Here is a 26,117-nt window from a genome sequence, read left to right on the forward strand (position 1 = left end):
ATCTGGCGCATTAGGAGGAAGCACTGATCAGGCCGTTGGTGACCCGCTGGGAGTGAGCAGCGATGGCACTCTTGCGACCGAGGATTTGTTGCGTGTGACCGCCAACCCTTGAGGTTTGGGAGAGCCGAGGCGTGAGGCTCCAACCCGGCTCCTGCCTTCACACCTCACGCAGGCGAACACGTCCAAGTCCAACGTCCTCCTCAGCAACTCGGCACTGTCCTCTCGCGGCGTCGCGAGCGGGGGCTCCGTTCGGGCGCGGTGGCGAACGGATCTGGCGCACATGGGCTGCCTGGACGGCCAGGTGGTGACTCCAGTCAGCAGGAAAAACAGCAGTCACCAGTCTTCCACCCCTCTTTCGGGGCCGTTCTCGAGGAAAAACGGCCCTTCTCGGGCCTTTAGGGGGCCGAAAAGCCGTTGGCATGTTCCCTGCTCTAGGTCAGGGCGTCTCCACTGCCTCGAATGGAACCCCGACCATGACCTCGCCCATTGCCTCTCGTGACTTCGCCGTTCGCCTCCCCGTGCAGGACGTCCCCGCTCCCCGCGTGGGCAGCGCGCAGACCGCCAGTCAGCCCGTGGCCCCTGCGGAGAGTGGCTCCAAGCGCGCTGTCGCTTTGGACCTGCAGAAGGACGGCTTCAGCGCAGGCCCTCCGACCGGTGCCAAGTGGACCCAGTTCCTGCAGGGGCTGCAGGGCCTCGACGCAGGCAAGCAGCAGGAGCAGATCATCCAGGCCCACCAGCAGATGGTGCAGGCCCAGGTGCAAGAGCAGCTTCAGCAGTTGCAGCAGATGATTCAACAGCAGCAGCAGATGAGCCAGGGCGCCGCCGGGGCTCCCCCGTCCGCCGGTGGCGTTCAGCCGGCCGGTGGCAGCAGCGCCGCCCCGGCAGCTCCGGCCGTTCCGCAGGCTCCCGCGGGCAACGGTGGCATCGTCCCCTCCACCGGACAGGCCCCCGGCAAGCCCAGCGCCTCGGCCCCCACGGGCTCCGGCCCCGTCAGCGCCTCGGGTGACGCCAAGCTGGGCTCCGGCTTCCCCTCGGCCCTGGGCCAGTTCAAGGGCGCCATCGAGTCGGCCGCGGCCAAGGCGGGCGTGCCGGCCTCCATGCTGGCCGGGCAGATCTGGCAGGAGTCCCGCGGCAACATCGCCGCCGTCACCACCAACGGTGGCAACGGCCTGACGGACACGGGCCTCATGCAGGTCAACCCCAACACCTTCGGCGAGCTGCAGGCCAAGCACCCGGAGCTGCAGGGCAAGAACCTGGCGGATCCGGAGACCAACATCCTGGCCGGCGCCTTCTACATGAAGGACATGAAGGAGCAGTTCGGTAGCTGGGATCTGGCCCTGCGCGCCTATAACTCTGGCCCGAACGGCGTGGACAAGAGCAACCCGAACGCCATCCCCGCCGGCACGGGTGACGCCACCTACGTGAACAAGGTGAAGCAGTTCTGGGACACCATCCAGACGGGCAAAGGCTCCCTGCCCGCGTAAACCGTGAGCCCGCTCAGCTCCCCATGAACGACTTCCAGAGCGTCTCCGCGAACTGCTCATCCGACATCGCCTCGCGCATCTGCAAGAGCTGCGAGGTCTGGCCTCCCTGGGGGAGGATGTAGCGGAGCCGGTCCGTGCCGTCGGTGACGGCCTCGAAGATGTCCGCCGCGACCGACTCGGCGGGGGTGTGCACGGAGCTGTTATGGCGGTAGGCCACCAGGCACTTGTCCCGGGCCTCCTGGTACTCCTCGAGGCCCTCTCCGGCGAGCAGCGCCAGGGAGCTGCCGTTGAAGTCGGTACGCACCCCTCCCGCCTGGATCAGCTTCACGGAGATGCCGAGCGGCTTCAGCTCGTATTGCAGGGACTCCGAGAAGCCCTCGAGCGCGAACTTCGTGCCGTGGTACAGGCTGTAGAACGGGAAAGTCACCATGCCGCCCACGGACCCGATGTTGACCACCACGCCCCGGCGCCGAGCTCGGAATTGGGGCAGGACGGCGCGGATGACCCGCATCGTTCCGAACAGGTTCGTCGAGAACTGATGCTGGATCTCTTCCTCGGAGGCCGCCTCGAAGGGGCCAAAGGTGCCATAACCGGCGTTGTTGATGACCATGTCGATGCCGTCGCAATTCCGCTGCGCTTCACTGACGGTCTTGCGAACGGACGCATCGTCGAGCACATCCATGCCGTACACCCGGACATGCGGCAGCAGGTGCAGCTCCTGCTCCGCATCAGGCCTGCGCATGGTCGCGGCCACCTGCCAGCCCTTCTGCTGGAAATGCTTCACCAAGGCTCGGCCGAGCCCCCTGGAGCATCCCGTAATGAGAACCGTCTTCATGGTGTGTGCCCCTCCCTTTTCCCTGTTTTGACTTCGCAACACTCCCCTGGATCTGCGCATCGGGAGAGAGAGGCCTGTTGAGGGTGGGAGGAAGCGGTCTCCAGGAAACGCGGACCCACGATCCGCGTGACCGCGGCGCGCCTGACGAGACACCGCCTCGAGATGAGAAGGACTCGAGGCGTCACAGCGGCCCGGGCGATCTCGCTCGCCGCGAGCGCAGTCCCGCGCCTTTCGCGGATCGTCTCCATTCGGGGGCACGCGCGCAGGCAACTTCTACGCCCCACAGCTTGCCCACAACTTTTCAGTCTCCCCCGGTCCCCCTTCAACTGCCCCCGAGTCACCAGCGCTGGGACTCACCTCGCAGCCACTGTCGATCCGGGGGACCACGACGGTGGAGATCTGGAATTCCGGTCGAGTGATGATCGGAATCACGCGCTCCCTGCTGACCATCCACATCCGGTGGACAATCCTCAAGGGTCCTATGGCTGGTAGGATGAATGCACCATGCCTTCTTCAACGAGCGGACTCATCCTCACCGTCGCCGTTGTCGTAACCGGGTGCGCCACTTCTCAGGAGGCGCCCGAGGCCTACTCATGGGCGCCTGTGCGCCCACCCGCTGTGCCCGGCACGGGCCTGCCTGTGCGAGGGCAGCCAGGCCAGGTGCGCCCCCCATCACTGCCCCGGAGTCAGCACCAGCGCGAGTTGCCGCCCACCCGGGAGCCCAGCATCTGGGCTGGAGACGCTCCTCGTGCTTCGCAGGAGCGAAAGCCGGAGGCGGAGGCGAACCCCACATCGGAGAGGTCCATCAGGAGGGACCCACCTGCCCCGGTGACCGTGGAGCGTCGCCGCTCTGGGTGCGAGGCCATCCCCGTGCCGCACGCGGGCGGAGATGATCCGCATAACGAGTGTGCCGATAAGTTTCCGCCGAACCGCTATCCCGGCAAGGACGTGCTCGTGAACGGCAAGCGCTTCGATGCGCTGCAAGTCGGCGTGCGCGTGCTGTGGGAGATCAAGACTGATCAGTTTGACACGTACTCGCTCTTTCTCCGGAATCAGGTGGCCATCGATCAAGCGGAAGAGATGCGAGAAGAGCGCGACATCGCCGCGGCCTGTGGATACGGCTTCGTCGTTGGGGTGAGCAGCGCCGCTCACAGGGAAGCGCTGCTGCGGCAGGATCCGACTCTGGACATTGTTGTCACAGGGTGCAAACGATGACCGCTCAAAATCGCGTCGAGCTCACCGTCTACGCGCCAGCGCTCACGGGTGACGATGGCCGCACGCTCGCTGCCGTCCACGGAATGGAGAAAGCGCTCCCAGGCATGCGCCTGGAGTGGAAAGTCTCCAAAGAAGGGCAACTCATTGCGCTCCCGCAGCGTGACGCATGGCTTGCTGAGGCAGCGACTCGCGGGCAGTTCCCGCTTCTCTGCAACGGCGATGAGAACTACCCCATGACGATTTCCGGGTTGAAAACGCCCGCGAGCCAGGCACCTGGCGGACAGCCGCTGCTCGATATCCATGCGGACCTACCGCTCGATGCGGTCGTCATCGCGGCAGCGGTGAACATCCTAGAGCACGTAGCCGAAGGCGCACGCGCGCGATGGGGCCACATGACGCCGGCCCGTGTGATGCAGGACATTGCGGACCAGATAGGCCCGAAGCGGCATGGTCCTGAAAAGCCGCCGCGCGGGCTACCTGCTATCACGTTCCCAGAGAGAATCCCCGCACCCGAGATTCCCTATTACCTCGGGTGGCTCAACTACTGGTCGGCAGCCGCCGCACGAGCCATCGGGTTCCCGGACCCTGCCCGCGATGCGGACCTGCTCTCTGGGGCGCAGCGCACGGCGACGGGCGGGTGGGTGGTGCGACTCACGGAGGCGCCGCTCGATCTCGACAACCCTACGCATCTGGATGCGCTCCTGCGAGCGTATGAGCGCTTCCCGGTGATCGGCGGGCGCGTCGCTCCGCGCTGACTGAGTGTGTACAGCAGCCGAGTGCTTTCGGCCCCATGTAGCCGCGGGCGTGTTCGAGGCCGACGACCTCAAAGCCCGAAGTTCGCCAACCGACCGATTGGGCTGGATTCTGATCCAAACCAGAGGGCGCGATCCTGCGGTTGCCCGCAGTTGCCGCAATCGGAATCCCGTGTTCCTCACCGATCGTTTCCACCAGCCCCAACAAGCCCAGGTGCCCATGGCGTCTGCCACGCACCTCACGCGGGTCCTTCCCTCCTTCAACCCGTATGGAGAGGGCAAGTTCTGGGTAATGTTCAACCGAGCAACATTGCCGTACTCGCCAGCGTAGCCCTCGATGATGATCAACAAGGTCGTGCCTCTGACGAGGCCCGAGAGGGTGACCCTCGAGTGCAGACTGCTTCCCGCATCGTCAACTCAGACGGCGCTGCAACCGCCTCATCCTCGTCTGGCATCCCCCGCAGGGCATGGCCTTCTGGGGCACCCTGCTGCTTGAGGCTCGACACCGCGTGCTGGGGTAGCCCCTGTGCTGAGGCCAGTTGAACAGGCCTCCCTCGACGTCCAAAGAGAACGTCCGGCGCAGCAGCGACCCATGAATAGATCCCCTGGGGGATTAGGGCTCCTGGAATGCCGAAGATCTATTCATTAAAAGAAATTTTCTCGATCGACCTCAGATCGCTGGCCTGGTTTCGCGTGCTGATGGGCGCGCTTGCCGTGGCCGACGGGTTCAACCGGCTTTCCGTCGCGGAGGCTCATTACTCGGACAGCGGCGTTCTACCCAGAGCCGCTTACCTGACCGATATTGCGACCCGGTTCGAATTCAGCCTCACCCTGCTCTCCGGAGACTGGCGGTTTCAGGCTGCACTCATTTTGCTCCAGGTCGTGTGTGCCTTCTGCTTTATGGTGGGTTATCGCGGCCGCCTCAGTGCATTTCTCACCTGGATTCTGCTGCTTTCGTTTCACACGCGGCTTCCGATCAATGCACATGGCGGCGACGACGTTTTGCGGCTGATGTTCTTCTGGTCGATATTCTTGCCAGTCAGCGCCAAGCACTCCATGGATGCCATCTTGAATTCCGAGCGAGAGCCCGTGCCAGACTCTGTGTCCGGCTTTGCGCCGGCTGCGATTCTCTTGCAGCTGGCCTTTGTTTACTCCTTCTCGTTCATCCACAAATGGAATCCCGTGTGGAACTCCGAGTTTTCGGCGCTTTACTATGCCTTGAACATCGATCATCTGGTGACTGCGCAAGGACGGTGGCTCTTGCAGTTTCCCGCCTTCTTGAGGTTCGCCACGCTGGGTACGATGATCCTGGAATGTACGGGGCCGCTGCTGGTGTTCTCGCCTGTCTTTCTGCCTCAACTGAGGATGATTGTTCCAGCGGTTTTCATCTTGTTCCACTTCTGCCTGTTCTTAGGCATGTACCTGGGGATCTTCCCGTGGATCTGCGCGATCAGCTGGTTGCTGTTTTTGCCGGGTGGGTTTTGGGCAAAGGTTGAACCTCGATTGGGTATCGGCTCCGGCCGCTTCCAGGGTTGGGTTCCCAGAATCGAGGCCCTGGTCAGAAAAAGGCCTCTGGCGTCCAGTGTCTCCTGGCTCAGCCAAAGCTTGGCGGCGGTCTTCCTGCTCTGGGTGCTCTGGTGGAATCTCACCACGGTTCATGCCCTCCGTGAGATGCCGAAGCCGCTCGGCGCTATCCTCTTCGGGCTCTACCTGGATGCAACGTGGAACCTGTTCGCACCGTTTCCGTTCAAGGATGATGGATGGTTCGTCATCGATGGACTCACCCAGAATGGGGAGCACATCAACTTGATGACTCCAGGCGCACCGCTCACGGATGCCAAACCCGCCCTCGTCGCGAAGACTTACCCCAACTCCCAATGGAGGAAATATTTCATGAGCCTCTGGTTTGGGGACAATGACGCCTACTTGCCTTACTTCGGGCAGTATTTGTGCAACTCCTACAATCGGGACAAGCAGGGACTTGATCGATTGGTCTCATTCAACATGTATTACATGCTGGAAATGACACCACCGCCCGGGGAGCCCGCTCCGCCCGTTGAGAAGAAATTGATGTGGACACAGTTCTGCAGCGATGAATCCTAGAAGAACATCCCTCCTCCGACGGTGGCGGTGGTGCGCACGTAGTCCGGGAAGCCCCCGTGCCGAGGACGACCTCTACCAAGGCCAGCCTGGGAGCGCTCTCCTCCTCGGGCCGTGGGTCCTCCCGTTTCCTTGGGTGTACCGGAGCGGCCGCCAACCCCCATAGCAAGGCTGCGCAGATGAGCATGAGGTGGCTCGCTTCCCCGCCCGGGACCCGCGGCGCCCGGGGAGCATCAGCGCCCAATTTGCGCCCAGCGAGGCTCGCGTGGTTCGACACCGAGTCGGGAGCGGCTCGAGCCTTGTTCCACCACCACAGAGTGTTCACTCTTGAAGAAGAGCCTACGATTCTAGGTCGAGTTTATTGACTCCCGAGAGGCAGCGGAGCGGGAGGTAGCGAGGAATCGGAGGACCTATCGGACAACAGAAGGGGGAAGGGCCATGTCAGTCGGGTTGAAGAAACCACTGGGTTTCGGAGGGATGCTGGTCGCGGCGGGAATGCTGTTCAACACGGCGAGCACAGCGCTCGCGGCTGACTCGGCTCCCAGCCAAGTTGTCCCGGAAGTGCTCGGGGCCGGCCCTGGTGGCGGCCAGGGCGGCGGCTACGGCGGCCAGCAGGGCGGTGGCCATGGTGGCGGCTACGGCGGCCAGCAGGGCGGTGGTCACGGTGGCGGCTACGGCGGCCAGCAGGGTGGTGGCCACGGTGGCGGCTACGGCGGCCAGCAGGGTGGTGGCCACGGTGGCGGCTACGGCGGCCAGCAGGGCGGTGGCCATGGTGGCGGCTACGGCGGCCAGCAGGGCGGTGGCCACGGTGGCGGCTACGGCGGCCAGCAGGGCGGTGGCCACGGTGGCGGCTACGGCGGCCAGCAGGGCGGCGGTCACGGTGGCGGCTACGGCGGCCAGCAGGGCGGTGGCCACGGTGGCGGCTACGGCGGCCAGCAGGGCGGTGGCCACGGTGGCGGCTACGGCGGCCAGCAGGGCGGCGGTCACGGTGGCGGCTACGGCGGCCAGCAGGGCGGTGGCCACGGTGGCGGCTACGGCGGCCAGCAGGGCGGTGGCCACGGTGGCGGCTACGGCGGCCAGCAGGGCGGTGGCCACCGCGGCGGCCACGGGGAATAATAGGCGCACCGTCGTCTGGGCATGAGGCGAGGCTGGAGACCGCTGGACGCTCAGCGGCCTCTGCTCCCAGCGCCCTGCTTGCTGCTGGGCTGGCACCGTCCTCTCGAAGGGTGCCCCTCTACGGGTGGCGCACGGGAGGAGGCTCACATGTCGGGGTAAGCTCGCGGGCCACGCGCCCCCATGACCCGATTCCTCGACGAACTCACAGCCCTGCTGCGGCACTCCCGCAACCTTCCCGCCGCGGAGCCCCTGCCCAGGGTCTCTCGCGACTGGATCGATCGGGAGGCGCAAGGTGCTGGCGTCCACCTGGAAGCGGGGGCCATCCTCGCCTTGTCGCTCCGGCACTGTGGCCTGACGGCCCTCCCCGAGCCGCTCGGCGAGCTGTCCCAGCTCCAGCAGCTCGACGTGACAGGAAATCCCCTCCCTTCCCTACCCGAGAGCCTGGGGCGCCTGACGCACCTCTCGCGGCTCATGGCCGACAACTGCCGGCTCACGCTGCTCCCGGAGTCGCTCGGGGCCCTGAGCCAGCTCGAGTTGCTCTTCGCGGATGGCAACCAGCTCACGGCCCTGCCCGCCAGCCTGGAGCGGCTGACCCGCCTCCGGCGGCTGGACCTGCGCGGCAACCAGCTCGCCTCTGTTCCCGAGAGCCTCGGCCGCCTGAACTCGCTCGTGGACCTGCGGCTGGGCAAGAACCTCCTGACGTCCGTGCCAGAGTCGCTCTGGAACCTGACGGGCTTGGAGACGCTGGATCTGTCGGAGAACCGCCTTGCGTCCCTTTCGTCCGGCATGGGCGCGCTGTCCCGGCTGAAGATGCTGGACCTGGGCCATAACGCGCTGACCGCTGTCCCCGAGTCTCTCGGCCAGCTCACCGGCCTCTCGGAGTACCTCTACCTCAGCGACAACCAGCTGACCTCCCTGCCGGAGTCGCTCGGGAACCTGAAAGCCCTGAGGTACCTCAACGCCACGGACAACCGGCTGACGACACTCCCCTCCTCCCTGGGCGGGATACGCGCGCTCATCGAACTCCGCCTCTACAACAACCGCCTCACGGGGCTCCCGGAGGCAATGGGTGCGCTGGAGAACCTCCAAGAGCTCCACCTGAAGAACAACGCGCTGGACTCCTTGCCCGAGTCCCTCGGCCAGCTCACGCGGCTCCGGAAGCTCAGCCTGGAGAACAACAGGCTGACGGCGCTCCCCTCCTCCCTGGGAGGCCTCTCGCAGCTCACGGAGCTGGACCTGCGGAACAACCGGCTGGGCTCGCTCCCCGAATCGCTGGGTGCGCTCCGCCACCTGGTCTCCCTGGACCTCCGAGGCAACCAACTGCGCGCGCTGCCCGCATCCATCGCGGAGCTCCCGAGCCTTGGGAAGCTCGACCTGCGGTGGAACAAGCTGTCCTCGCCCCCAAGCTGGCTGCAGCGGCTCGAGCAGCGCGGGTGCATCGTGTACCTGTGAGTCCACGCGGCGAGCCGCGGCCGAAAGCGGCGGACGAGCCGGACGAGCCGGAGCCCTGAGTCAGAAGCGCCCGACGAGCCCGAACGTGCCGCCCTTCGGGGACACCGTGAACGAAGGGGCCCACGTCACGCCCGGGGACGGAGACACCGGAGCCGCTTGTGACGGCGACTGGCTCAGGGACGCGGACAGCTCATACGCCACGATGGAGGAGACCATCGGGAGCACCATGAGCGGGATGACCGACTCGGCGTCCTCCGCCAGTCCCGCGTAGAAGAGGCCTGCCCCCGCGCCTCCCGCGGCCAGCCCCGAGAGCAGCGTCGGGAGGAGCCGTCCCTGCCCTCCCATCAGCTCGCCCGAGGCATAGACAGAGACCGTGGAGCCCACCCCACACCCCACCATGGCCAGGGTCCCCAGGAGGCGGTTGTCACAGACGTCTCCGTTCCGGCAGTTCAAGCGGTCCACACTCGAGGAGTTCGCCACAATCAGCGTCGCCAGGGTCATCAAGAAGCCTCCCCCGGCGCCTCCGAGTACCTCCACGCTCACCCGGGCCGGGGACAACGCGTATGGCTTCACCTCGGGCCGCGACACCGCCACCTCCTCCAATGGAGGTCCCGGAATGAACGCGGGCTCCTCCGGTGCCGTCACGAGGGGAGGCGCCAGCGGGGGTTCCGGCGCGGCAGACTGGGCCAGCACGGCCCCGGGTGCCCAGGCAGCCAGGAAGAGCAGGACACGGATGTCAGGCATGTTCGAATCTCCGAGGGTCATCGCACTCTCAGTGGAGCAGCGCACCCGGGGGTTCTGCAATTCCTCAGCCCGAGCGAGACCTTGAAGTGCAGCATGAACAGAGCTTGGCTGCGGGACGACCCATGCGCCCACACTTCACTCTTTCTTCGCTGTTCGGACGAGCCCTCCCTGCGCTGCTGTGCGCGGCCACCCTGGTGGCGTGCGAGCCGGGAGACGAGCTCTCACGGTTCTCGGGCCGAGAACTGCGGGCAAGCGTGAACTCCTTCGAGGGCGGGCTCTTGGCGATACTCGACCGGTATGAGCCCGAGAGAGGCGGCTGCCTCCAGCTGCACCCCGACGTGGTGGCCACCTTCGATGGGGTTCCCCTCGAAACCTCCCCCGGCGGCCCCGTCGTCGAGCGCTGCGAGTTTCCCAATGATCCACCCTTCTTCACCGGCAAGCTGGACACCGCGCTGTTCTTCGATGCGCCGAGGAACGCGGTGATGGAGATCCGGGCCGGGGATGAGGCCATCATCGCGGAGTTCACGAACTTCTTCGGGCGGCACACCTTCACGCTGATCGAACCCGCTCCCGTGGTGAAGCCCGGCGAGGAGATCTTCCTGGAGTGGGACCCGCCCACGGATGACCTGTCCCAGCTCGAGGGCGTCAGCATGAACGGAACCGTCATCCCGGCAGCGCTGGAGGGGCACGGAGTGCGATTCACCGTCCCGGCGAATTTCCCCACGGGCCGGTTCAACGTGGGCCACGTCGGACAGGTCACCATCCCCGCCGCGCGCTGCGAGGGCGTAGCCCGCTGCCGATCCTTCCCGTGGCCCCTCTACCGGTTCGCGCAGCTGAACATCCAGCCCTGAAGCCTCTCTCTGCCCTGAGCGAAGAGGAGCGCCAGTACCGGCGCGCAAGTCGAACAGCTAAGCGGCACAGAAGGCCAACAGAGCGCCTGCGGCGGTGGCCACCACGTTGACGGTGTCGTTGCCCAGCCAGGACACGCCTCGGAGGGCCCGGGTGGGCTGACCGCAGTGGTGCACGCGGCGCTCGGTCTCCCGGGCACAGGCCTCGCACCAGCGCACATCCTGCACCGTGGCCCCCAGGAAGCTGTCCACCAGCGAGCCCACCACCCCCGCCAGCACGAGCCAGGGCAGGAACTGCCACGGGACGCCCGTGACCAGCGCGAGGCTCCCCACGAAGGCAGCCCCGGCGGTGGAGGCCAGCAGCCCCATGCCCGACACGGCGCCCGAGGTGCCAGGAGCCACCGGCCGCAGGGTGGTGATGCTCCGGGGATTGGAGCGCGAGAGCACTCCCAGCTCCGTGGCCCAGGTGTCCGCGTTGGCGGCAACCAGTGCTCCCAGCATCGCCAGCAGGAAGCGCGAGTCCCCCGTGAGGCCCAGGAGCACGGCGGCCAGTGCGGCCACCCCGCCGTTGGCCAGCGCCTGCCCGAAGTCTCGTGTCCCCGTCTTGGCGTACTCGGCCTCCATGGGAGCCTTCCGGTCCCGGAAGGCCTTGGAGAGCGCGCTCGAGGAGAAGAAGAAGCCGAGCAGGGCCGCCGTCCCCACCGCACCCGCCAGCCCGAACACCGGGGCTCCGACGACAATGGCGCCCAGCACACCGCTGGGACTCAGCGAGCCCCGGAACCAGGCGGCCACACCAATGATCAGCGCCACCCCCGCGCCCAGGCCCAGGCCCGGAGCGAAGGAGGCGGGAGTCCAGCCGAGCACGGCCAGGGCGCTCAGCGGCACCCAGAGGTTGTCCCGTCCCCGGATACCGAGAGCCTCGGCGCAGGTGGCCACCACGGCGCACAGCAGGGCCAGCGGCACTCGGGGCAGCTCAGGCGCCAGGCCCGGCAGCCACGTGAGCGCGGCCAGCACGGACAGGAAGGTGCCCACGAGCATGGCCAGCGAACCCTCCAGGCTCTTGCGCTCCCCTGCCAGCGTCTCATAGCGGTGGCGTCCGAAGCGCCGGCCTACCAGCGACGCCAGCGCATCCCCCACCACCATCGCCAGCACGCTGCCCACTGCCACCGCGGGCCGGTCCCATGCCAGCCAGAGGCACGCCGAGAAGCTGAGCGCGTACCAGACCGTCCCCAGGTTGTCGGGCTCGGTCTCCACCGCCTTCAGCAGGCGCTTGCGGTGGATGACCCAGTTGGCCACCGCCGCCGTCATCGAGGGAACCACCGCCCACTCCCGGTGCTCGAACAACTTCAACGCGGCGAAGATCCACAGGCCCACGCCCACGTGGATGAACTTGCGCGAGAACTCCCGGGAGGCCCCCCGCCGCGCCAACACCTCGCCCACCAGGACGCACGCGCCCACGTAGGCATAGGACAAGAGGAGTGCCTTGAGGTCCTGACTCATGGCCCCCGAGTATAGGGGCCCCCTCTCAGTCTGGCTCCTCTTCCTCCGAGGCGAGCGGGTGCACCGTCACCACGCTTCCGTCCTTGTCCGGGGAAGCGCGCACGGCGTCCAGTTCTTCGGGCTTGGTCGGAGCCCTCTCCGAGAAGTTGTCATTGTGGAGGTGGCGCTGGCGCTGCTCGCTCGTCTCGCCGTACCCCTCTTGCATCTTCGATTTCTTCGCCATGGTCCGCTCCTCGGCTCACAAGCCGCCCGGGGCAACGACTCCTTCGACGATCTCCTCTTCCTCGCGCTCTTCCTCTTCCTCCTCCTCGCGCGCGCGGATCTCGCCGCCGATGTCGCTCTCCTCGGCTTCCTCGCGCCGTGCGCGGCGCCGTGCGAAAGGCTCCTCCGCCTGTTCGCCATGCGGCCTGCCGTGCTCGCCCTGCTCGAACTCGGCCGACTTGTGTCCCATCGTGCTCTCGGGTTGCTCCTGAAGATCCGTCCTCATGGAGGAACGGTGGGGACGGGCCGTTGGCTGGACAAGCTCCCCAAACTGACATTCTTGTCATCTTCGCGTCAGCTTCGCGCCCGCCCTGCTCACCCAGAATTCCGGGCCATGGTAGCGAACGAACAACGGCCCCATGCTCGGTGGGCCAGGAAGCTGGTTCTCCTCCTCGTCTCCCTCTCCGCCGCTGGCGGCGGGCTCGGCTGTTCCTCGGAGTCGCGCGCCGCGACGGGGCCTCCGGCTGTCCCCGTCCTCGTCGAGCAAGTCTCCCGCCGCGACGTTCCTCACTCCCTCCGCGGCATCGGCACCGTCCTGTCGCTTCACAGCGTGGTGGTTCGCCCCCAGGTGGATGGCCTCCTCACCGAGCTCGCCTTCAAAGAGGGCCAGCTCATCAACAAGGGCGAGCTGCTCGCTCGCATCGATGACCGGGCGATCGTCGCCGAAGTCGCCCAGGCCCGTGCCGAGAAGGCCCGCAACGAGGCCCTGCTCCACGCCGCGAGGGCCGACCTCGAGCGCTACGGCAACCTCGTGCGCGACGAGGCGATCTCACGCCAGACGGCCGACCAACAGAAGGCCCAGGTCGAGCAGCTCGAAGCGACCCTCCTCGCCAACGAGGCGATGGTCGCCGCAGCCCAGGTCCGCCTGTCGTACACGCGCATCACCTCGCCAGTCACCGGGAGGGTCGGCCTGCGCCGGGTCGACCCTGGCAACGTCGTCCGCACCTCCGACGCCCAGGGGCTCGTCACCGTCACCCAGATCGATCCCATCGCGGTGCTCTTCTCTCTTCCCCAGGAGGCACTTCCCCGGCTTCAGGCACTGCTGCGCGACACGGCGGGTGCCCCTGTCATCGCCTTCGATCGCGACGGTGGGACAGCGCTGGCCCAGGGACGCCTGCTGATGATCGACAACCAGATCGATCCCACGACCGGCACCATTTCCCTCAAGGCGGAGTTCCCGAACGCCGAGGGCAAGCTCTGGCCGGGCCAGTTCGTCACCGTCGAGCTCAAGACGGGAGAGAGCCAGGGGGCGACCGTCGTCTCGGCCCGCGCTGTCCAGCGAGGACTCCAAGGCCCGTTCGTGTTCCGGGTCGATGATGCCAAAGCCACCGTCGTTCCCGTCACCCTCGGTTACGCGGACGAGCAGCTCGCCGTCGTGACGTCCGGAGTATCCCCGGGTGAGACGGTGGTCAGCGATGGCCACTCCCGCCTCAAGGCCGGGAGCGCGGTGAAGATCGCCCCGCCCAAGGGCGAGACTCCGAAAGGAGCGGCCCCGTGATTCACTCGCAGCGCAGCCTCTCCAGCTGGTTCGTGGCCCGCCCCGTCGCCACCGCCCTGCTCACCCTGGGCGTCATCCTGCTGGGCCTCTTCGCCTACCCGCGCCTGCCCATCGCGCCGCTGCCCGAGGCGGAGTTCCCGACGATCCAAATCAGTGCTGGCCTGCCGGGCGCCAGTGCCGAGACCATGGCTTCCTCCGTGGCCACGCCCCTGGAGGTCCAGCTCAGCGCCATCCCCGGTATCACGGAGATGACGTCCACGAGCGCCCTGGGGACGACCTCGATCACCCTGCAGTTCGACCTCGAGAAGAGCATCGACACCGCGGCGCAGGAGGTGCAATCCGCCATCAATGCCGCCTCCGGCCGCCTCCCGTCGGAGATGCCGAACCTGCCCACCTGGCGCAAGGTCAATCCGAACGACAGCCCCATCTTCGTCCTGCGCGTCCAGTCGGACCTGTTGCCGCTCACGGAGCTGAGCGACATCGCGGAGACGCAGCTCGCGCGGCAGCTCAGCCAGCTCTCCGGCGTCGCCGAGATCGCCATGACCGGCCAGCGGCGCCCCGCCCTGCGCATCCAGGCCTCGCCCGAGCGGCTGGCGTCCCTGGGCCTGACGCTCGCCGATATCCGGGCGGCGGTGCAGGCCGCGAGCGTCAACCAGGCCAAGGGTGCCCTCTTCGGCGACACCCGGGTCTCGACGCTCTCGACCAATGACCAGATCTTCCGCCCCGATGACTATGACAACCTCATCGTGGCCTACCGCGAAGGCGCTCCCGTCCGCCTCGGAGACGTCGCGCGGGTGAGCACGGGCGCGGAGAACGACTACGTCCAGGCCTGGCAGAACGGAAAGCCTGGGCTCAACTTCATCGTCCGCCGTCAGCCGGGCGCGAATCTCGTCGAGACCGCCGACCGGATCATCGAAGCCCTCCCGCGGCTCCGGGAGCAGCTGCCCGCCAGCGTCGAGGTGGACATCCTCAACGACCGCACCCGGACGATCCGGTCCTCGCAGCATGAGGTCCAGGTCACCCTGATGATCACCGTCCTGCTCGTGGTCATCATCATGGGCCTGTTCCTGCGGCAGGTGTCGGCCACGCTCATCGTCGGCGCGGTGCTCCTGGTGGCCCTGGTGTCAACCTTCGCGGCGATGTACGCGCTCGGGTTCAGCCTGAACAACCTCACGCTGGTGGCGCTCGTCATCGCCGTCGGCTTCGTCGTGGACGACGCCATCGTCGTGGTGGAGAACATCCACCGGCACCTGGAGGAGGGAATGAGCTCTCACGAAGCGGCCCTCGCTGGCTCCGCGGAGATCGGCTTCACGGTCATGTCCATCAGCCTGTCGCTGATCGCGGCGTTCATTCCGCTGTTGTTCATGGGCGGCATCGTCGGGCGCCTGTTCAGAGAGTTCGCCCTGACCATGACAGCGGCCATCCTGCTGTCGGTGGTCGCGTCGCTGACGCTCGCTCCGATGCTCGCATCGCGGTTCATGAGGCCCCTGGCTCACCGCCCGAGCAGCGCGAGCCCTGGGTTCTCGCAGCGCCTCGTGAACGGGTATGACCGGACGTTGAGGTGGGCGCTGGAGCATCAGCGGCTCACCCTGCTCGGCTTCGGGTTGGCCCTGGCTGCCGCCGTCGTCTGCTACGTGTTCATTCCCAAGGGGTTCTTCCCCGTGCAGGACACGGCCTTCATCCAGGGGACGACCCAGGCGGCGCAGGACGTCTCGTACCAGGACATGATCGCCAAGCACAAAGCACTGGAGCGCATCGTCGCGGAGGATCCCGCGGTGCAGGAGTACGCGCATGCCGTCGGCGCGACGGGCGGCAGCCAGAGCACCTCCAGCGGCCGCTTCTGGATCGTCCTCAAGGATCGCTCGGACCGAGACGTCTCGATCACCGAGTTCATCGACCGGCTGCGGCCGAAGCTCGCCCAGGTGCCCGGCATCATGCTCTACCTGCGCCCGGCCCAGGACATCAACCTCGGAGGCGGCCCCTCGCGCGCTCAGTACACGTATGCGATGAAGAGCAGCGATGGCGCCCTGCTGTCCGAGTGGGCGGAGAAGCTCACCTCCCGGCTCACGCAGTTGCCGCAACTCCGCGACGTGTCGAACGATCAGCAACTGGGCGCCAGCGTCACGCGCCTCACCATCGATCGGGCGGCTGCGGCTCGCTTTGGCATCTCGGCCCGTGACATCGACCAGACCCTCTATGACGCCTTCGGGCAGCGGCAGGTCAACGAGTACCAGACCGAGGTCAACCAGTACCGGGTGATCCTCGAGATCGACCCCAAGCAACGAGGCACCTCGCAGAGCCTCGCCTATCTGCACCTCCGCTCCCCCCGCACGGGGGAGGTGGTGCCGCTCTCCGCGGTCGCGAAGCTCGAGCCCCTCTCGACGGGGCCGCTGTCCATCAGCCACAACGGCATGTTCCCGGCCGTGAACATCTCCTTCAACCTGGCGCCCGGAGCGGCGCTCGGAGATGCCGTCAAGGCCATCGAACAGGCCGAGGCGGAGCTCGGAATGCCCACCGCCATCTCTCGCAACTTCCAGGGCACCGCGCGCGGCTTCCAAGAGTCCCTCGCCAGCCAGCCGCTGCTCATCCTCGCCGCGCTCCTGGCCGTCTACATCATCCTCGGCGTCCTCTATGAAAGCTTCGTGCACCCGCTGACCATCTTGTCCACCCTGCCCTCCGCGGGGCTCGGGGCCATTTTGTTCCTCTGGCTGATGGGCCACGACTTCTCGGTGATGGCGATGATCGGCATCGTGCTCCTCATCGGCATCGTGAAGAAGAACGGCATCCTCATGGTCGACTTCGCGCTCGACGCGCAGCGAACGCGGGGGATGTCTCCTCGAGAGGCGATCCACGAGTCCTGTCTCGTCCGCTTCCGCCCCATCATGATGACGACACTCGCCGCGCTCCTGGGCGGTATTCCCCTCATGCTGGGCTTCGGGACCGGGTCCGAGCTGCGGCAGCCGCTCGGCATCGCCATCGTGGGCGGCCTGCTCGTCAGCCAGGTCCTGACGCTCTATTCGACGCCTGTCGTGTACCTGGCGCTCGATCGGCTCTTCAGCCGCCTGCGGAAGGCGTCTCCCCCGGATCTTCCCAGTCCCTCGAAGCTGGAGGCGACGTGACGCGCGCGTCCACGAGTCTTCTTGCCGTGCTGCTCGCCCTCACTGGCTGCGCCAGCTCGGCTCCGACGAAGCTGCCTTCCTCCGAGCTCCAGCAAGGCTGGGAGAGCGCTCCGGCCGCGGAGCGAAGCGCGTCGGTCGACGCGGCGTGGTGGCGGTCCTTCAGCGATCCGGTGCTCGATGAGCTGATGGTCCAGGCCGAGCGCCGGAACCTGGACCTTCGCATCGCCGAGGCTCGAATCCGCGAGGCCCGGGCGCTGCGCCAGGGCGCGCGGGCGGAGCTGTTCCCTCAGATCAATGGCACCGCTGGGATTGGCTACGGCCGGACTGCGTTGGCCAACGAAGAGCGGATCTCCGCTTCGATCGGCGCCGAGGCCAGCTGGGAGGCCGACATCTTCGGGCGTCTGCGCAAGACGGCCAACGCCGCGGACGCGGACTGGGCAGCGACCGTGGCCGAGCGCGACGGCGTGCGACTGTCGCTGGCCGCCGAGGTGGCCCAGGCCTATCTGGAATATCGCCTCTACCGCACCCAGACCACCATCGCCGGGGCCAACACGAAGGCCGCGGAGGAGACCCTTCGGATTGCCCAGGCCCGGTTTGCGCAGGGCGTCTCCAGCCGGCTCGACGTCGAGCGCACGCTGAGCTCTCTGTCCGAGACGCGCGCCCGCGCCGCTCAGCTCGCGGAGCTGGCCGAGTCCTCGCGCCACCGGCTCGTGCTGCTGCTCGCCACGACCCCGGCGGAGCTGGCAGCCGTCCTACCGGAGACGGGGGCGCTCCCGAGTGCCAACGCGCTCGGTGTCCTCCTCACCCCCACCGAGGTCATCGGCCTGCGGCCCGACGTGCGTGTGGCCGAGGCCCGGCTGCTCGCGGCCATCTCCCGGCGGGAAGCGGCTGAAGCCCTGCGGTATCCCCGAATCACCCTGGGCAGCATGCTTGGTCTTCAGAGTGGCAACGAGGCGTCGGCCTTGCTGTCCGGAGGCTCCCTGATCTGGTCGATCGGTGCGAATCTGCTCGCGCCGTTGCTCGACTTTGGCCGCATTCGGGCCACAATCGACGCCGCGGACGCGAGACAGGAGCAGGCCTATCTGAGCTACGAGCTGACCGCGCGCACCGGACTCCAGGAGGTCCAGACGGCGCTCATCCTTTATACCCAGGGAGAGATCCGGCGCACCGAGCTCACCGCCGCCACGGACTCGGCTCGCAAGGCCGCGGCGCTCGCTCGCCGTCAGTACGCGGAGGGGGCCCTCTCGCTGTTGGAGGTCCTCGACGCCGAGCGCACCCTCTATGCCCTCGAGCTGCAGGCGGCCCAGGCGACGGCCGAAGTGTCCCTCCGCCTCGTGCGCCTCTACCAGACCATGGGTCTCATGCCCCCGAAGCAGGAGCCGGCATGAAGATCCTCATCGTCGAGGACGAGTCGAAGACGGCCGAGTACCTGCATCGAGGCCTCAACGAGCAGGGCTACACGGTGGACGTGGCTCGGACAGGAACGGATGGGCACGCCCTGGCCTTGGAGCACGACTATGACGTCATCGTCCTCGACGTGATGCTCCCGGAGATGAATGGCTTCGAAGTGCTCCGGGCCATCCGCGCTCGCAAGCAGACGCCGGTCGTCATGCTCACCGCGCGAGACAGGGTCGACGACCGGGTCCACGGGCTGCGGGAGGGCGCAGACGACTACCTCGTGAAGCCGTTCTCCTTTCTCGAGCTCGTCGCGCGCCTGCAGGCGGTGACCCGGCGGGGCCGCGCCCACGAGTCGACGCAGCTCCGGATTGGAGACCTCGAGATCGATCTCCTCAGCCGGAAGGCGTACCGGGCTGGCGGGCGGCTCGAGCTGACAGCGAAGGAGTTTGCCCTACTGGCCTTGCTCGCCCGGCGCGAAGGGCAGATCCTGTCGAAGACCGTGATCGCCGAGCAGGTCTGGGACATGAACTTCGACAGCAACACGAACGTCGTCGAGGTCGCCATCAAGCGCCTGCGAGCAAAGGTCGACGGGCCCCATGAGCGCAAGCTGCTCCACACCATCCGCGGCATGGGGTACGTGCTCGAGGCGCGCGAGGACGGGGCGTCACCATGAGGGCCTCGATCGCCACGCGGCTGGCCGTGATGTTCGCGGTGGCCTCGCTCGGAGTCTTCTCGCTGGTGGGCATCGGGCTGCAGCGCGTGCTCCACCGGGAGCTCGTCCACCACCAGCTCCGCGAGGTGAACACCCGGCTCGAGTACGCGGGCATGGTGGTCGCCCGGAACGAGAGTCTGGAGCGGTGGCAGACAGTGCGCGCGAAGCTGGAGGCCATCACGCCACTCGATGGCAGCGTGCGCTTCTGGGTCGTGGGCCCTGACACCCGCTTCGAGTACGGAGACGCGCCCTCAGCACTCCGCGAGCGGCTGAGCACCCGCGGCGCGACCGGGCCGTTCGAGTTCGAGCTGCAGGGGCACGCGATGCGGGCGGCCTCACGCGCCATCGCCCCCCATGGTGAGCGCCCCACGGTCCACGTCATCACGGCGGTCGATTCGACGCGGTTCAACGACACGCTGAACTCCTTCGCCGGGGCGCTCGTCGCGCTCTGCCTCGCGGGGGCCGCGCTCGTCACACTCCTTGGCCATCGCATCGCCAAGGTGGGGCTCGCGCCGGTGAGCAGCCTGTCTCAGGAGGCCCAGTCCCTCAGTCCGAAGGATCTGTCCCAGCGGCTGCGGCTCTCTCCCCTCCCTCGGGAGCTGGCCGACCTGGTCTCCTCGTTCAACGGGGCGCTCGACCGGCTGGAGCGCGCTTACGCCCAGCTCGAGGGATTCAATGCCGATGTGGCCCACGAGCTGCGCACGCCGCTGACCAATCTCATCGGCCAGACGCAGGTCGCCCTGGCCAAGGAGCGGACCGCCTCGCAGCTCGAGGAGGTGCTGCAATCGAACCTCGAGGAACTCGACCGCCTGCGGGCGATCGTCAACGACATGCTCTTCCTCGCCCGCGCGGATCAGGGAGAGAAGGCGCTCGACCGGGTCCACACGTCGGCCGCGGAGGAGGTCTCGAAGACCGTCGAGTTCTTCGATGCCCTCCTCGACGAGGCGGGCGTCTCGGTGCGAGTGGAGGGAGATGCCCAGGCGTCTTTCGAGCGCTCCCTGTTCCGGCGAGCCGCCAGCAACCTGCTGCTCAACGCCATCGAGCACTCCGACCGCGGCGCCGAGGTCGTCGTGGCCATCACGCGGCAGCAAGCCGAGGTGCGCGTCGCCGTCACCAACCCCGGCACTCCGATTCCGGAGCAGCACCTGGAGCGGTTGTTCGATCGGTTCTACCGGGTCGACGGCGCACGCCGGAACAGCCGCGACAACCACGGCCTGGGCCTGTCGATCGTCAAAGCGGTAGCCAAGATGCACGGGGGCGCCGTCTTCGCGATGAGCACGGGAGGCCGCAACACGGTCGGCTTCACGCTCCAGGACACCGCCGCCAGCCCTGGCGCCACTCCCGCTTGAGAGACCTCAAGGCCGGGAGGCGTGGGGCCTCTCGTCGCTCGTGAAGGTGCGCATCCAGGCGCGCAGGGCTTCCGGCTCCAGGGGCAGGTCGTCCGGCCAGAGCCGGATGGCGCCATCCTGGCCGGTGGATGCCAGGGTCTTTCCGTCCGGGAAGAAGGCCGCGGCGCTCACCGGCCCGGTGTGGCCTCGCAGCGCGCGGCTCTCTCCAGTGGCCACGTCCCACAGCCGCACAGTCTTGTCGAGGCTCGCCGAGGCCAAGCGCGTCCCATCCGGCGAGAAGGCGAGGCCCAGGACATCGCTCTCATGCGCCCGGAGCTCGCTGCGGGGCGCTCCCGTCCGCCCGTCCCAGAGCATCACCCGGCCATCGTTCTGGTTGCGGCTGGCCACCACGTCGCCCCCGGGCGAATAGCGCACCTCCAGGACGTCGCCCTCGCTCGTGTTCTGAGGATGGCGCTGGCCACTGTCCAGCTCCCAGAACACGAGGTGGTCCTCGCCTCCCATGGCGAGGCGATGGCCCTCCGGGGAGAAGGCCACGGTGTACACGGCCCCTCCGCCACCGTGCAGGGATTGGAACCCGCCCGTGGCCACCTCCCACAGCCGCACCGCGCCGTCCCCGCCCGCGGAGGCCAGGTGCCTGCCGTCCGGTGAGAACGCGAGCTGCGACACCCTCGTCCCGTGGGCTCCGAAGCGGCGCCCCTGGCCCGAGGAGAGCTCCCACAGCCACACGCCGCCGCGCTCGTCCGCCGTGGCGAAGCTCCGGCCATCCCCGGAGAAGGAGACGGCCGTGACGGGAGCGTCATGCCCTCCCAACAGGGGCTGCGCGCTTCCCGTGGCGGAGGCGTACAGGAGGATCCGCCCATCGAGTCTGCCCGCAGCCAGCCACTGGCCGTCCGGGGAGAAGCTCAGCGCGCTCGACGCGAAGCCGGGCGCCTCCAGGAGGAGCTTCCCCGAAGAAGCCTCCAGGAGCCGCAGCTGCCCCTGCTCGGACAGCGAAGCCAGCCGCTGTCCCGTGGAGGAGAGCAACAGTGAGGACTGGGGCGCGGCGCGAGAGAGCACGCGGTGGGGCTTCGTCTCCAAGGAGAACACGCGCAGCGTGCCATTGAAGCTGGCCACGGCCAGCTGCCGGTCATCCGGAGAGAACCGGACGAGGTGGGCCTGTTGCCGAGGCCCTCGCAGCACGCGGAACTCTCCGGTCTCCAGCTCCCAGAGGAGCGCGGACCGGTCGGCGCTGGCCGAGGCCAGGTAGCGCCCATCCGAGGTGACGTCCAGGCTGTTGACGAGCCCATCGTGGTGAGCGAGCTCCCGCGTCTGTCCCGTGGCCTGGTTCCACAACCGGATCACCCCTTCTTGCGTTCCGATGACCACCCAGGGAGTGCCCGGCACGAAGGTGAGCGCCGTGCCGATGCCCAGGTTCCGCGCGAGCAGCTGCCCCTGGGCGCTTCCGGGCCTCCAGGCGTGGAGGTTTCCCTCGGTATCCACCGTGAAGAGGCGGCCGTCCGCGGCGATTCCCCCCACGGTGGGCCGAACCTGCTTCAGCACCTGGAAGGAGCCCTTCTCCACGTCTCCCAGGGCCGAGGCGGCGTTGCGGTGGCCCCGCACGAACACCCAGGAGGAGTCCGGCCACACCTGCACCTCCTCGATGCCCTCGACGCCCGTATGGAAGGTCCGGGACTGGCCCGTCTCCAGGTCCCAATACAGGAGCACGTCATCCCGCTGGCTGGCGGCCAGCAAGCACCGGCCCTGGCAGCCCACGGTGAGCGCCGACACGGGGCCTGACAGACCCGCGAAGGGCTTGAGCTCACGGGTGCCGGTGTTCCACTTGCGCAGGACGCCCTGCTTGTCTGCGGAGACGAAGCCCAGGCCCGCCGGGAGGAGTTGGATGCGCCAGACCTCGTCCTCGTGGCCCGGCAGCACGAGGGGCGCCTCGTTCCGCGTGAGCCCCCAGACACGCACCGTGCGATCGTCGCTGGAGGTGATGAGGGACTGGCCGTCCTCCGTGAAGGCGAGGTCCGTGATGTGCAAGGTGTGGCCGCGCAGCACGGTGACGAACCCCCGGGACTGGGCATCCGCCGCGATGGTCCGGGCCGCGGACCACCGCTCGAAGTCGGGCGGGAGCTGCCGCAGCGGATCGAGGGACTCGTTGGGCGCGTCATCCACGGTGGCCCGCGCCTTCGTCAGCAGGAGCTCATCGGCCTGGTCCCGGGCCTCTCGCCGGGCCTTCTGGGCGGCATCCCGCTGGGCGGAGACGCGGCGGAAGCTCTCCACGCCCAGGGTGGCGAGCAGGACCGTGGCCACGGCCGTGACGAGCGCCACGGCCCGGTAGCGCCACAGGAAGCGGCGCACCAACTCCATGCGCGAATACTCGTAGGCCCCAACGAACTGCCCCGTCTGGAAGCGCCGCAGGTCCTCCGCCATCTCGCGCGCGGTGGGGTAGCGCTCGGAGGGCTCGCGCGCCATGGACTTGGTCACGATGGCCAGCAAGTCTCGAGGGATGCGGTCCTGGAGGCTGGCGAGCTGGGACGGCGGGCCGCTCATCACCCGCGCCAGGACCTGATCCGAGCTCTCCCCGTCATAAGGACGCTCGCCCGCGAGCAGGTGGTAGAGAATCGCCCCCAGGGAATAGACGTCGGCGCGCTCGTCCACGGTCAGACCCGCGGCCTGCTCCGGCGGCATGTACGCGGGAGTCCCCATCACCGTGCCGAACCGGGTCAGGGCACCATCCGCGGGGGAGCTCCCGGTATCGGAAGCAGCCGGGTCCAAGGGGCTCTCCGCGCGAGAGAGCTCCTTGGCCAGGCCCCAGTCGATGACCACCGTCTCGCCGAACCCGCCCACCAGCACGTTGGCCGGCTTGAGGTCGCGGTGGATGATGCGCTCGGAGTGCGCGTAGGCCATGGCCTCGGCCACTGCCAGCACGTGGGGCAGCAGGGCCAGCCGCTCCTTCAGCGTCCGCTTCTCGGCGAGCACGTCCGCCAGCGAGCGTCCGGAGACGAGCTTCATCGCGTAGAACAGCTCGCCGTTGGGCCAGCGCCCCGCCTCGTAGACCGGCATGATCGAGGGGTGCTGGAGCCGCGCGGTGATGAACGCCTCGGTCATGAAGCGGAGCTCGGCCTCGGGAGAGGGCGAGAGGATCTGCTTGATGGCCACGGGCCGGCCGAGCCGCAAATCCCTGGCGCGGAGGATGCGGCCGATGCCGCCCTGGGCGAGCTCCCCGTCGATGGCGTAGTGCGCGGGGTCCACCACGGGCACCCCCTCGCCGGGAGGGGGCTGCCGCGGGAGCGGCCGGGAGGAGGGCAGCGTTTCGGCAGCTCCGATGTCGGAGTCCTCCCCTGGGGGGCCCGCCTCGGCGGGTATGGCCTTGCTCATGGATGCGCTCCCGGAGGTTCCGGGTCCTCGATGAAGGAGCGCTTTTTACGACAGGGCACCGCTGAAGCGGAACCCTCCCGGAATGGGAGGAGCCCCCCGCGTCACTTCAGGGGCAGCGACACATAGGACGGGCTGCTCGACGACGAGGAGAGCTTCACCGAGGAGAAGGCCGGCGCCTTGTCCGCATAGAGTGGATCGGCGGTGTCGACGACCAGCGAGAGGCGGTGGCCGATGGGAACGTCATAGGCCGTCGCCGGGAAGTCCACGTCCACAGCATAGGGCTGGCCGGCCACGGCGTTGCGGAGCGTGACGGCGACGTGCGTGATGAGGCTCCCCGTCCCGGCCCAGTCCGTGTCGTAGAGATAGGCGATGACCGTCGTCTGTCCGGAGCTGCCCGGCGTCACGGTCAGGCGCAGGTGCGGGGCGCCGCGCACGCGCTGCGGGCTCGACAGCCAGTCCGACTGCCACACGGCCCCGTTCAGCCGGTCCACCGCCGGAATCCACGCGGAGATCGGCTCCCCCGTGATGGCCTCCGCGCCGTTCGTCAGCAGCGCGACGCCGCCGTTGGCCACGGTGTCTCCCGCGACGAGCGTCTTGTTCCAGGCCGCCTGCGAGCCCGCCGTGAGGTCGCCCTCGTTGCTCCACCAGTGCACCTCGCTCAGGTTGTAGCGCGCAGTGCTCGTCGAGATGGCGCTCCACGAAGGGAACGACTCATAGGTGCTCTGGCCCCGGAGCTGGAGCTGAACCGGGTTCTCCGTGGCGATGCCCGTGTTCACGCCGCGCAGGTACTGGTCGAACCAGCGGCGCGTGCTCGTCCAGGCGTCATTGGGCAGTCCGAGGATTCCGGTCAGCTCGGGGATGGCATGGTCCCCTGGGCGCAGCTCGAGCCGCTTCGGCCCCGCCAGCTGGGTGAAGAAGCCCGTGAGCTGATTGGGGCCGAAGAAGCTGTCGCCGTAGGCGTTGCCCAGGAGGATGGCCGGACGGTTCGCGTTGAGGCGATCCAGGTACGTCGCGGCGCTGCGGACCTGGGCGTAGGCGATGACGCTGTCCAGGTTCTGGTTGGCGAAGAAGTTCGAGAGGGCTTGCTGTAGCTCCGCCGAGGGCTTCCCGGTCAGCTCCGCCGAGAGCCCCAGCAGCCCGGCACTCTGCAGGTGGCGCGTCTGGTGCGAGAACAACGAGTACGGCAGATCCGTCCAGCAGCTCAGCGCGGCGACGGCGCGAATGCGCGAGTCAAAGGCCGCGCCGATCAACGACATGCCCGCGCCATAGGAGACACCCGCCGCGCCGATGCGCGCTGGATCCGAGGGCGTCTGGGCCAGCGTCCAATCGATGACCTGGCTCAGGTCCGCGATGTCCTTGGGGCCCGCCGTCTCGATGAAGCCCCCCGAGGTGTAGAAGCCTCGCGGGGTGTACGAGACCACCACGTACCCTGCATCCGCGAACTTCTGCGCCTGCACGAAGTACTCCACGCTGGGCAGCGCCCAGCTGGTAATGAAGAGGATGGCCGGGTACCGCCCCGGAGTGTCGGGCGTGAAGACGTTGCCCTTCAGCGTCACTCCATCTCGCATGGTGAGGTCGACGATGCGGAAGGACGAGGACGCGAATGCGGGACTGGCGGCAATGCACAGGGACACAACGACAGACACAGCGATGGCACGTAACCAGGACAAGTCTCACCTCCGGTGAGAGGGGTTGAAGGGGCACTGCATTTCCTGCTGTCGATTCGGGCCGCCGGATGAGCACTTCCACTCCGGGTGGCTTCCAGGGTTGGCGGGGCAACTTCACAGAGAGTGCTCGTGTGTCAGGCCCCGGGGGTTTGCCTCCGTAGGTGCTCTTTCGATACGAAAGAGAGGGAGGGTGACATGACGTTCAGACTTCGTGAAGGCCTGAGGCTGCTCCTCGCCGCGACCCTGTTCTCCGCGCCAGCGATGGGCCAGGAGGCGGACGACGGGGACGACGAGTCCGAGGTAATCCTCGATGGCGTGAGCGATGTCGCCCAGGACCTGGTTCAGGAGGGTGTGGAGCGGTCGCTGGAGAATCACCCCGAGCGGGCCCTCCCCCCGCCCCCTCCACCTCGCGTCATGGTGAAGCCGGGAACGGCGGGCAGCGGGCTTCAGGGCACGGCAGGCCTTGGCGACGATGCGCTGCACACCGTCCCCGTGGGTTCGTTCGCGGATGATGTGGCGCATGCCGTTCCCGTGGGCTCGTTCGCGGACGACGCGGTGCGTGCCGGTTCCGGCATGGCCTCCGTCGCGGATGACGCGGCCCGCGTGGCGGGCGGTGGTTGCATCAAGGCCATCGGTGGGGTGTTCGCGGCCCTGGGCGCCCTGCTCGCGAAGCTCTTCGGTGGCGGCAAGAAGGAAGAGTAAGG

General features: G+C 67.8%; 20 protein-coding genes. 12 read left to right on the plus strand and 8 right to left on the minus strand.

All coding sequences use genetic code 11. From position 1 onward, the window contains the following. Positions 1–473 precede the first annotated feature (473 nt). Entirely contained in the window at positions 474–1,484 is a 1,011-nt protein-coding gene (locus tag DB31_RS22950) for a lytic transglycosylase domain-containing protein (protein ID WP_044191319.1), read from the plus strand. 13 nt (positions 1,485–1,497) lie between these two features. Here DB31_RS22950 and DB31_RS22955 read toward each other — a convergent pair whose 3' ends face one another. Then, positions 1,498–2,319: an SDR family oxidoreductase gene (locus tag DB31_RS22955; protein WP_044191322.1), complete on the minus strand. Its 822-nt coding sequence runs from the start codon at positions 2,317–2,319 to the stop codon at positions 1,498–1,500. An 870-nt stretch (positions 2,320–3,189) separates the two neighbouring features. On the opposite strand from DB31_RS22955, the gene DB31_RS51640 reads away from it, so the two are divergent. From DB31_RS51640 to DB31_RS22975, 3 genes are all read left to right on the plus strand, one after another. Then, complete coding sequence (locus tag DB31_RS51640) at positions 3,190–3,534, plus strand: DUF6310 domain-containing protein (protein WP_420806719.1); 345 nt, start codon at positions 3,190–3,192, stop codon at positions 3,532–3,534. Continuing rightward, on the plus strand, positions 3,531–4,289 hold the full coding sequence (locus DB31_RS22970; RefSeq protein ID WP_044191329.1) for a DUF5953 family protein: 759 nt from the start codon (positions 3,531–3,533) through the stop codon (positions 4,287–4,289). The genes DB31_RS51640 and DB31_RS22970 overlap by 4 nt, the downstream gene beginning before the upstream one ends. Positions 4,290–4,913: 624 nt before the next feature. Next, entirely contained in the window at positions 4,914–6,389 is a 1,476-nt protein-coding gene (locus DB31_RS22975; RefSeq protein ID WP_044191331.1) for an HTTM domain-containing protein, read from the plus strand. Positions 6,390–6,827: 438 nt separating this feature from the next. On the opposite strand, the gene DB31_RS48985 is transcribed toward DB31_RS22975, so the two are convergent. Continuing rightward, complete coding sequence (locus DB31_RS48985; RefSeq protein ID WP_205628552.1) at positions 6,828–7,511, minus strand: hypothetical protein; 684 nt, start codon at positions 7,509–7,511, stop codon at positions 6,828–6,830. A 171-nt stretch (positions 7,512–7,682) separates the two neighbouring features. On the opposite strand from DB31_RS48985, the gene DB31_RS22985 reads away from it, so the two are divergent. Continuing rightward, positions 7,683–8,954, plus strand: a complete 1,272-nt coding sequence (locus DB31_RS22985) for a leucine-rich repeat domain-containing protein (protein ID WP_083968597.1) — start codon at positions 7,683–7,685, stop codon at positions 8,952–8,954. 60 nt (positions 8,955–9,014) lie between these two features. On the opposite strand, the gene DB31_RS22990 is transcribed toward DB31_RS22985, so the two are convergent. Beyond that, entirely contained in the window at positions 9,015–9,698 is a 684-nt protein-coding gene (locus DB31_RS22990) for a hypothetical protein (RefSeq protein ID WP_157232117.1), read from the minus strand. A gap of 122 nt (positions 9,699–9,820) precedes the next feature. Between DB31_RS22990 and DB31_RS22995 the strand changes: the two genes are divergently transcribed. After that, complete coding sequence (locus DB31_RS22995; RefSeq protein WP_044191335.1) at positions 9,821–10,549, plus strand: hypothetical protein; 729 nt, start codon at positions 9,821–9,823, stop codon at positions 10,547–10,549. 57 nt (positions 10,550–10,606) lie between these two features. Here DB31_RS22995 and DB31_RS23000 read toward each other — a convergent pair whose 3' ends face one another. Genes DB31_RS23000 through DB31_RS23010 form a run of 3 tightly spaced genes read right to left on the minus strand, consistent with a single transcriptional unit; the run spans position 10,607 to position 12,497 of the window. Beyond that, on the minus strand, positions 10,607–12,046 hold the full coding sequence (locus DB31_RS23000; protein ID WP_044191338.1) for a DUF92 domain-containing protein: 1,440 nt from the start codon (positions 12,044–12,046) through the stop codon (positions 10,607–10,609). 25 nt (positions 12,047–12,071) lie between these two features. Continuing rightward, entirely contained in the window at positions 12,072–12,269 is a 198-nt protein-coding gene (locus tag DB31_RS23005) for a hypothetical protein (protein ID WP_044191341.1), read from the minus strand. Between the two features lie 15 nt (positions 12,270–12,284). Next, positions 12,285–12,497: a hypothetical protein gene (locus tag DB31_RS23010; RefSeq protein WP_157232118.1), complete on the minus strand. Its 213-nt coding sequence runs from the start codon at positions 12,495–12,497 to the stop codon at positions 12,285–12,287. Between the two features lie 144 nt (positions 12,498–12,641). Here DB31_RS23010 and DB31_RS23015 point away from each other — a divergent pair, with 144 nt between their 5' ends. From DB31_RS23015 to DB31_RS23035, 5 genes are read left to right on the plus strand one after another with little or no spacing between them, the layout of a single operon-like run. After that, entirely contained in the window at positions 12,642–13,805 is a 1,164-nt protein-coding gene (locus tag DB31_RS23015; protein ID WP_044191344.1) for an efflux RND transporter periplasmic adaptor subunit, read from the plus strand. Next, positions 13,802–16,924: a multidrug efflux RND transporter permease subunit gene (locus tag DB31_RS23020; RefSeq protein ID WP_276203640.1), complete on the plus strand. Its 3,123-nt coding sequence runs from the start codon at positions 13,802–13,804 to the stop codon at positions 16,922–16,924. Before DB31_RS23015 ends, DB31_RS23020 begins: the two co-directional genes overlap by 4 nt. After that, a complete protein-coding gene (locus tag DB31_RS23025; RefSeq protein WP_083968599.1) occupies positions 16,921–18,312 on the plus strand; it encodes an efflux transporter outer membrane subunit in 1,392 nt (463 codons plus the stop codon). Before DB31_RS23020 ends, DB31_RS23025 begins: the two co-directional genes overlap by 4 nt. Beyond that, positions 18,309–18,995 (plus strand): heavy metal response regulator transcription factor, encoded by a 687-nt coding sequence (locus DB31_RS23030; protein ID WP_044191348.1) that lies wholly within the window; start codon positions 18,309–18,311, stop codon positions 18,993–18,995. Before DB31_RS23025 ends, DB31_RS23030 begins: the two co-directional genes overlap by 4 nt. Beyond that, positions 18,992–20,383 carry a heavy metal sensor histidine kinase gene (locus tag DB31_RS23035; protein ID WP_044191351.1) on the plus strand — a complete coding sequence of 464 codons (1,392 nt, stop codon included), beginning with the start codon at positions 18,992–18,994 and terminating at the stop codon, positions 20,381–20,383. Before DB31_RS23030 ends, DB31_RS23035 begins: the two co-directional genes overlap by 4 nt. Before the next feature lie 6 nt (positions 20,384–20,389). On the opposite strand, the gene DB31_RS23040 is transcribed toward DB31_RS23035, so the two are convergent. After that, positions 20,390–23,746, minus strand: a complete 3,357-nt coding sequence (locus DB31_RS23040; protein WP_044191354.1) for a serine/threonine-protein kinase — start codon at positions 23,744–23,746, stop codon at positions 20,390–20,392. A gap of 101 nt (positions 23,747–23,847) precedes the next feature. Further along, positions 23,848–25,416: a CocE/NonD family hydrolase gene (locus DB31_RS23045; protein ID WP_075306148.1), complete on the minus strand. Its 1,569-nt coding sequence runs from the start codon at positions 25,414–25,416 to the stop codon at positions 23,848–23,850. 192 nt (positions 25,417–25,608) lie between these two features. On the opposite strand from DB31_RS23045, the gene DB31_RS23050 reads away from it, so the two are divergent. Beyond that, the gene (locus DB31_RS23050; RefSeq protein WP_044191356.1) at positions 25,609–26,115 is read left to right on the plus strand and encodes a hypothetical protein; all 507 of its coding nucleotides are present in this window, start codon (positions 25,609–25,611) and stop codon (positions 26,113–26,115) included. Positions 26,116–26,117 lie beyond the last annotated feature (2 nt).

The organism is Hyalangium minutum (genome assembly GCF_000737315.1).
Taxonomy (GTDB): domain Bacteria; phylum Myxococcota; class Myxococcia; order Myxococcales; family Myxococcaceae; genus Hyalangium; species Hyalangium minutum.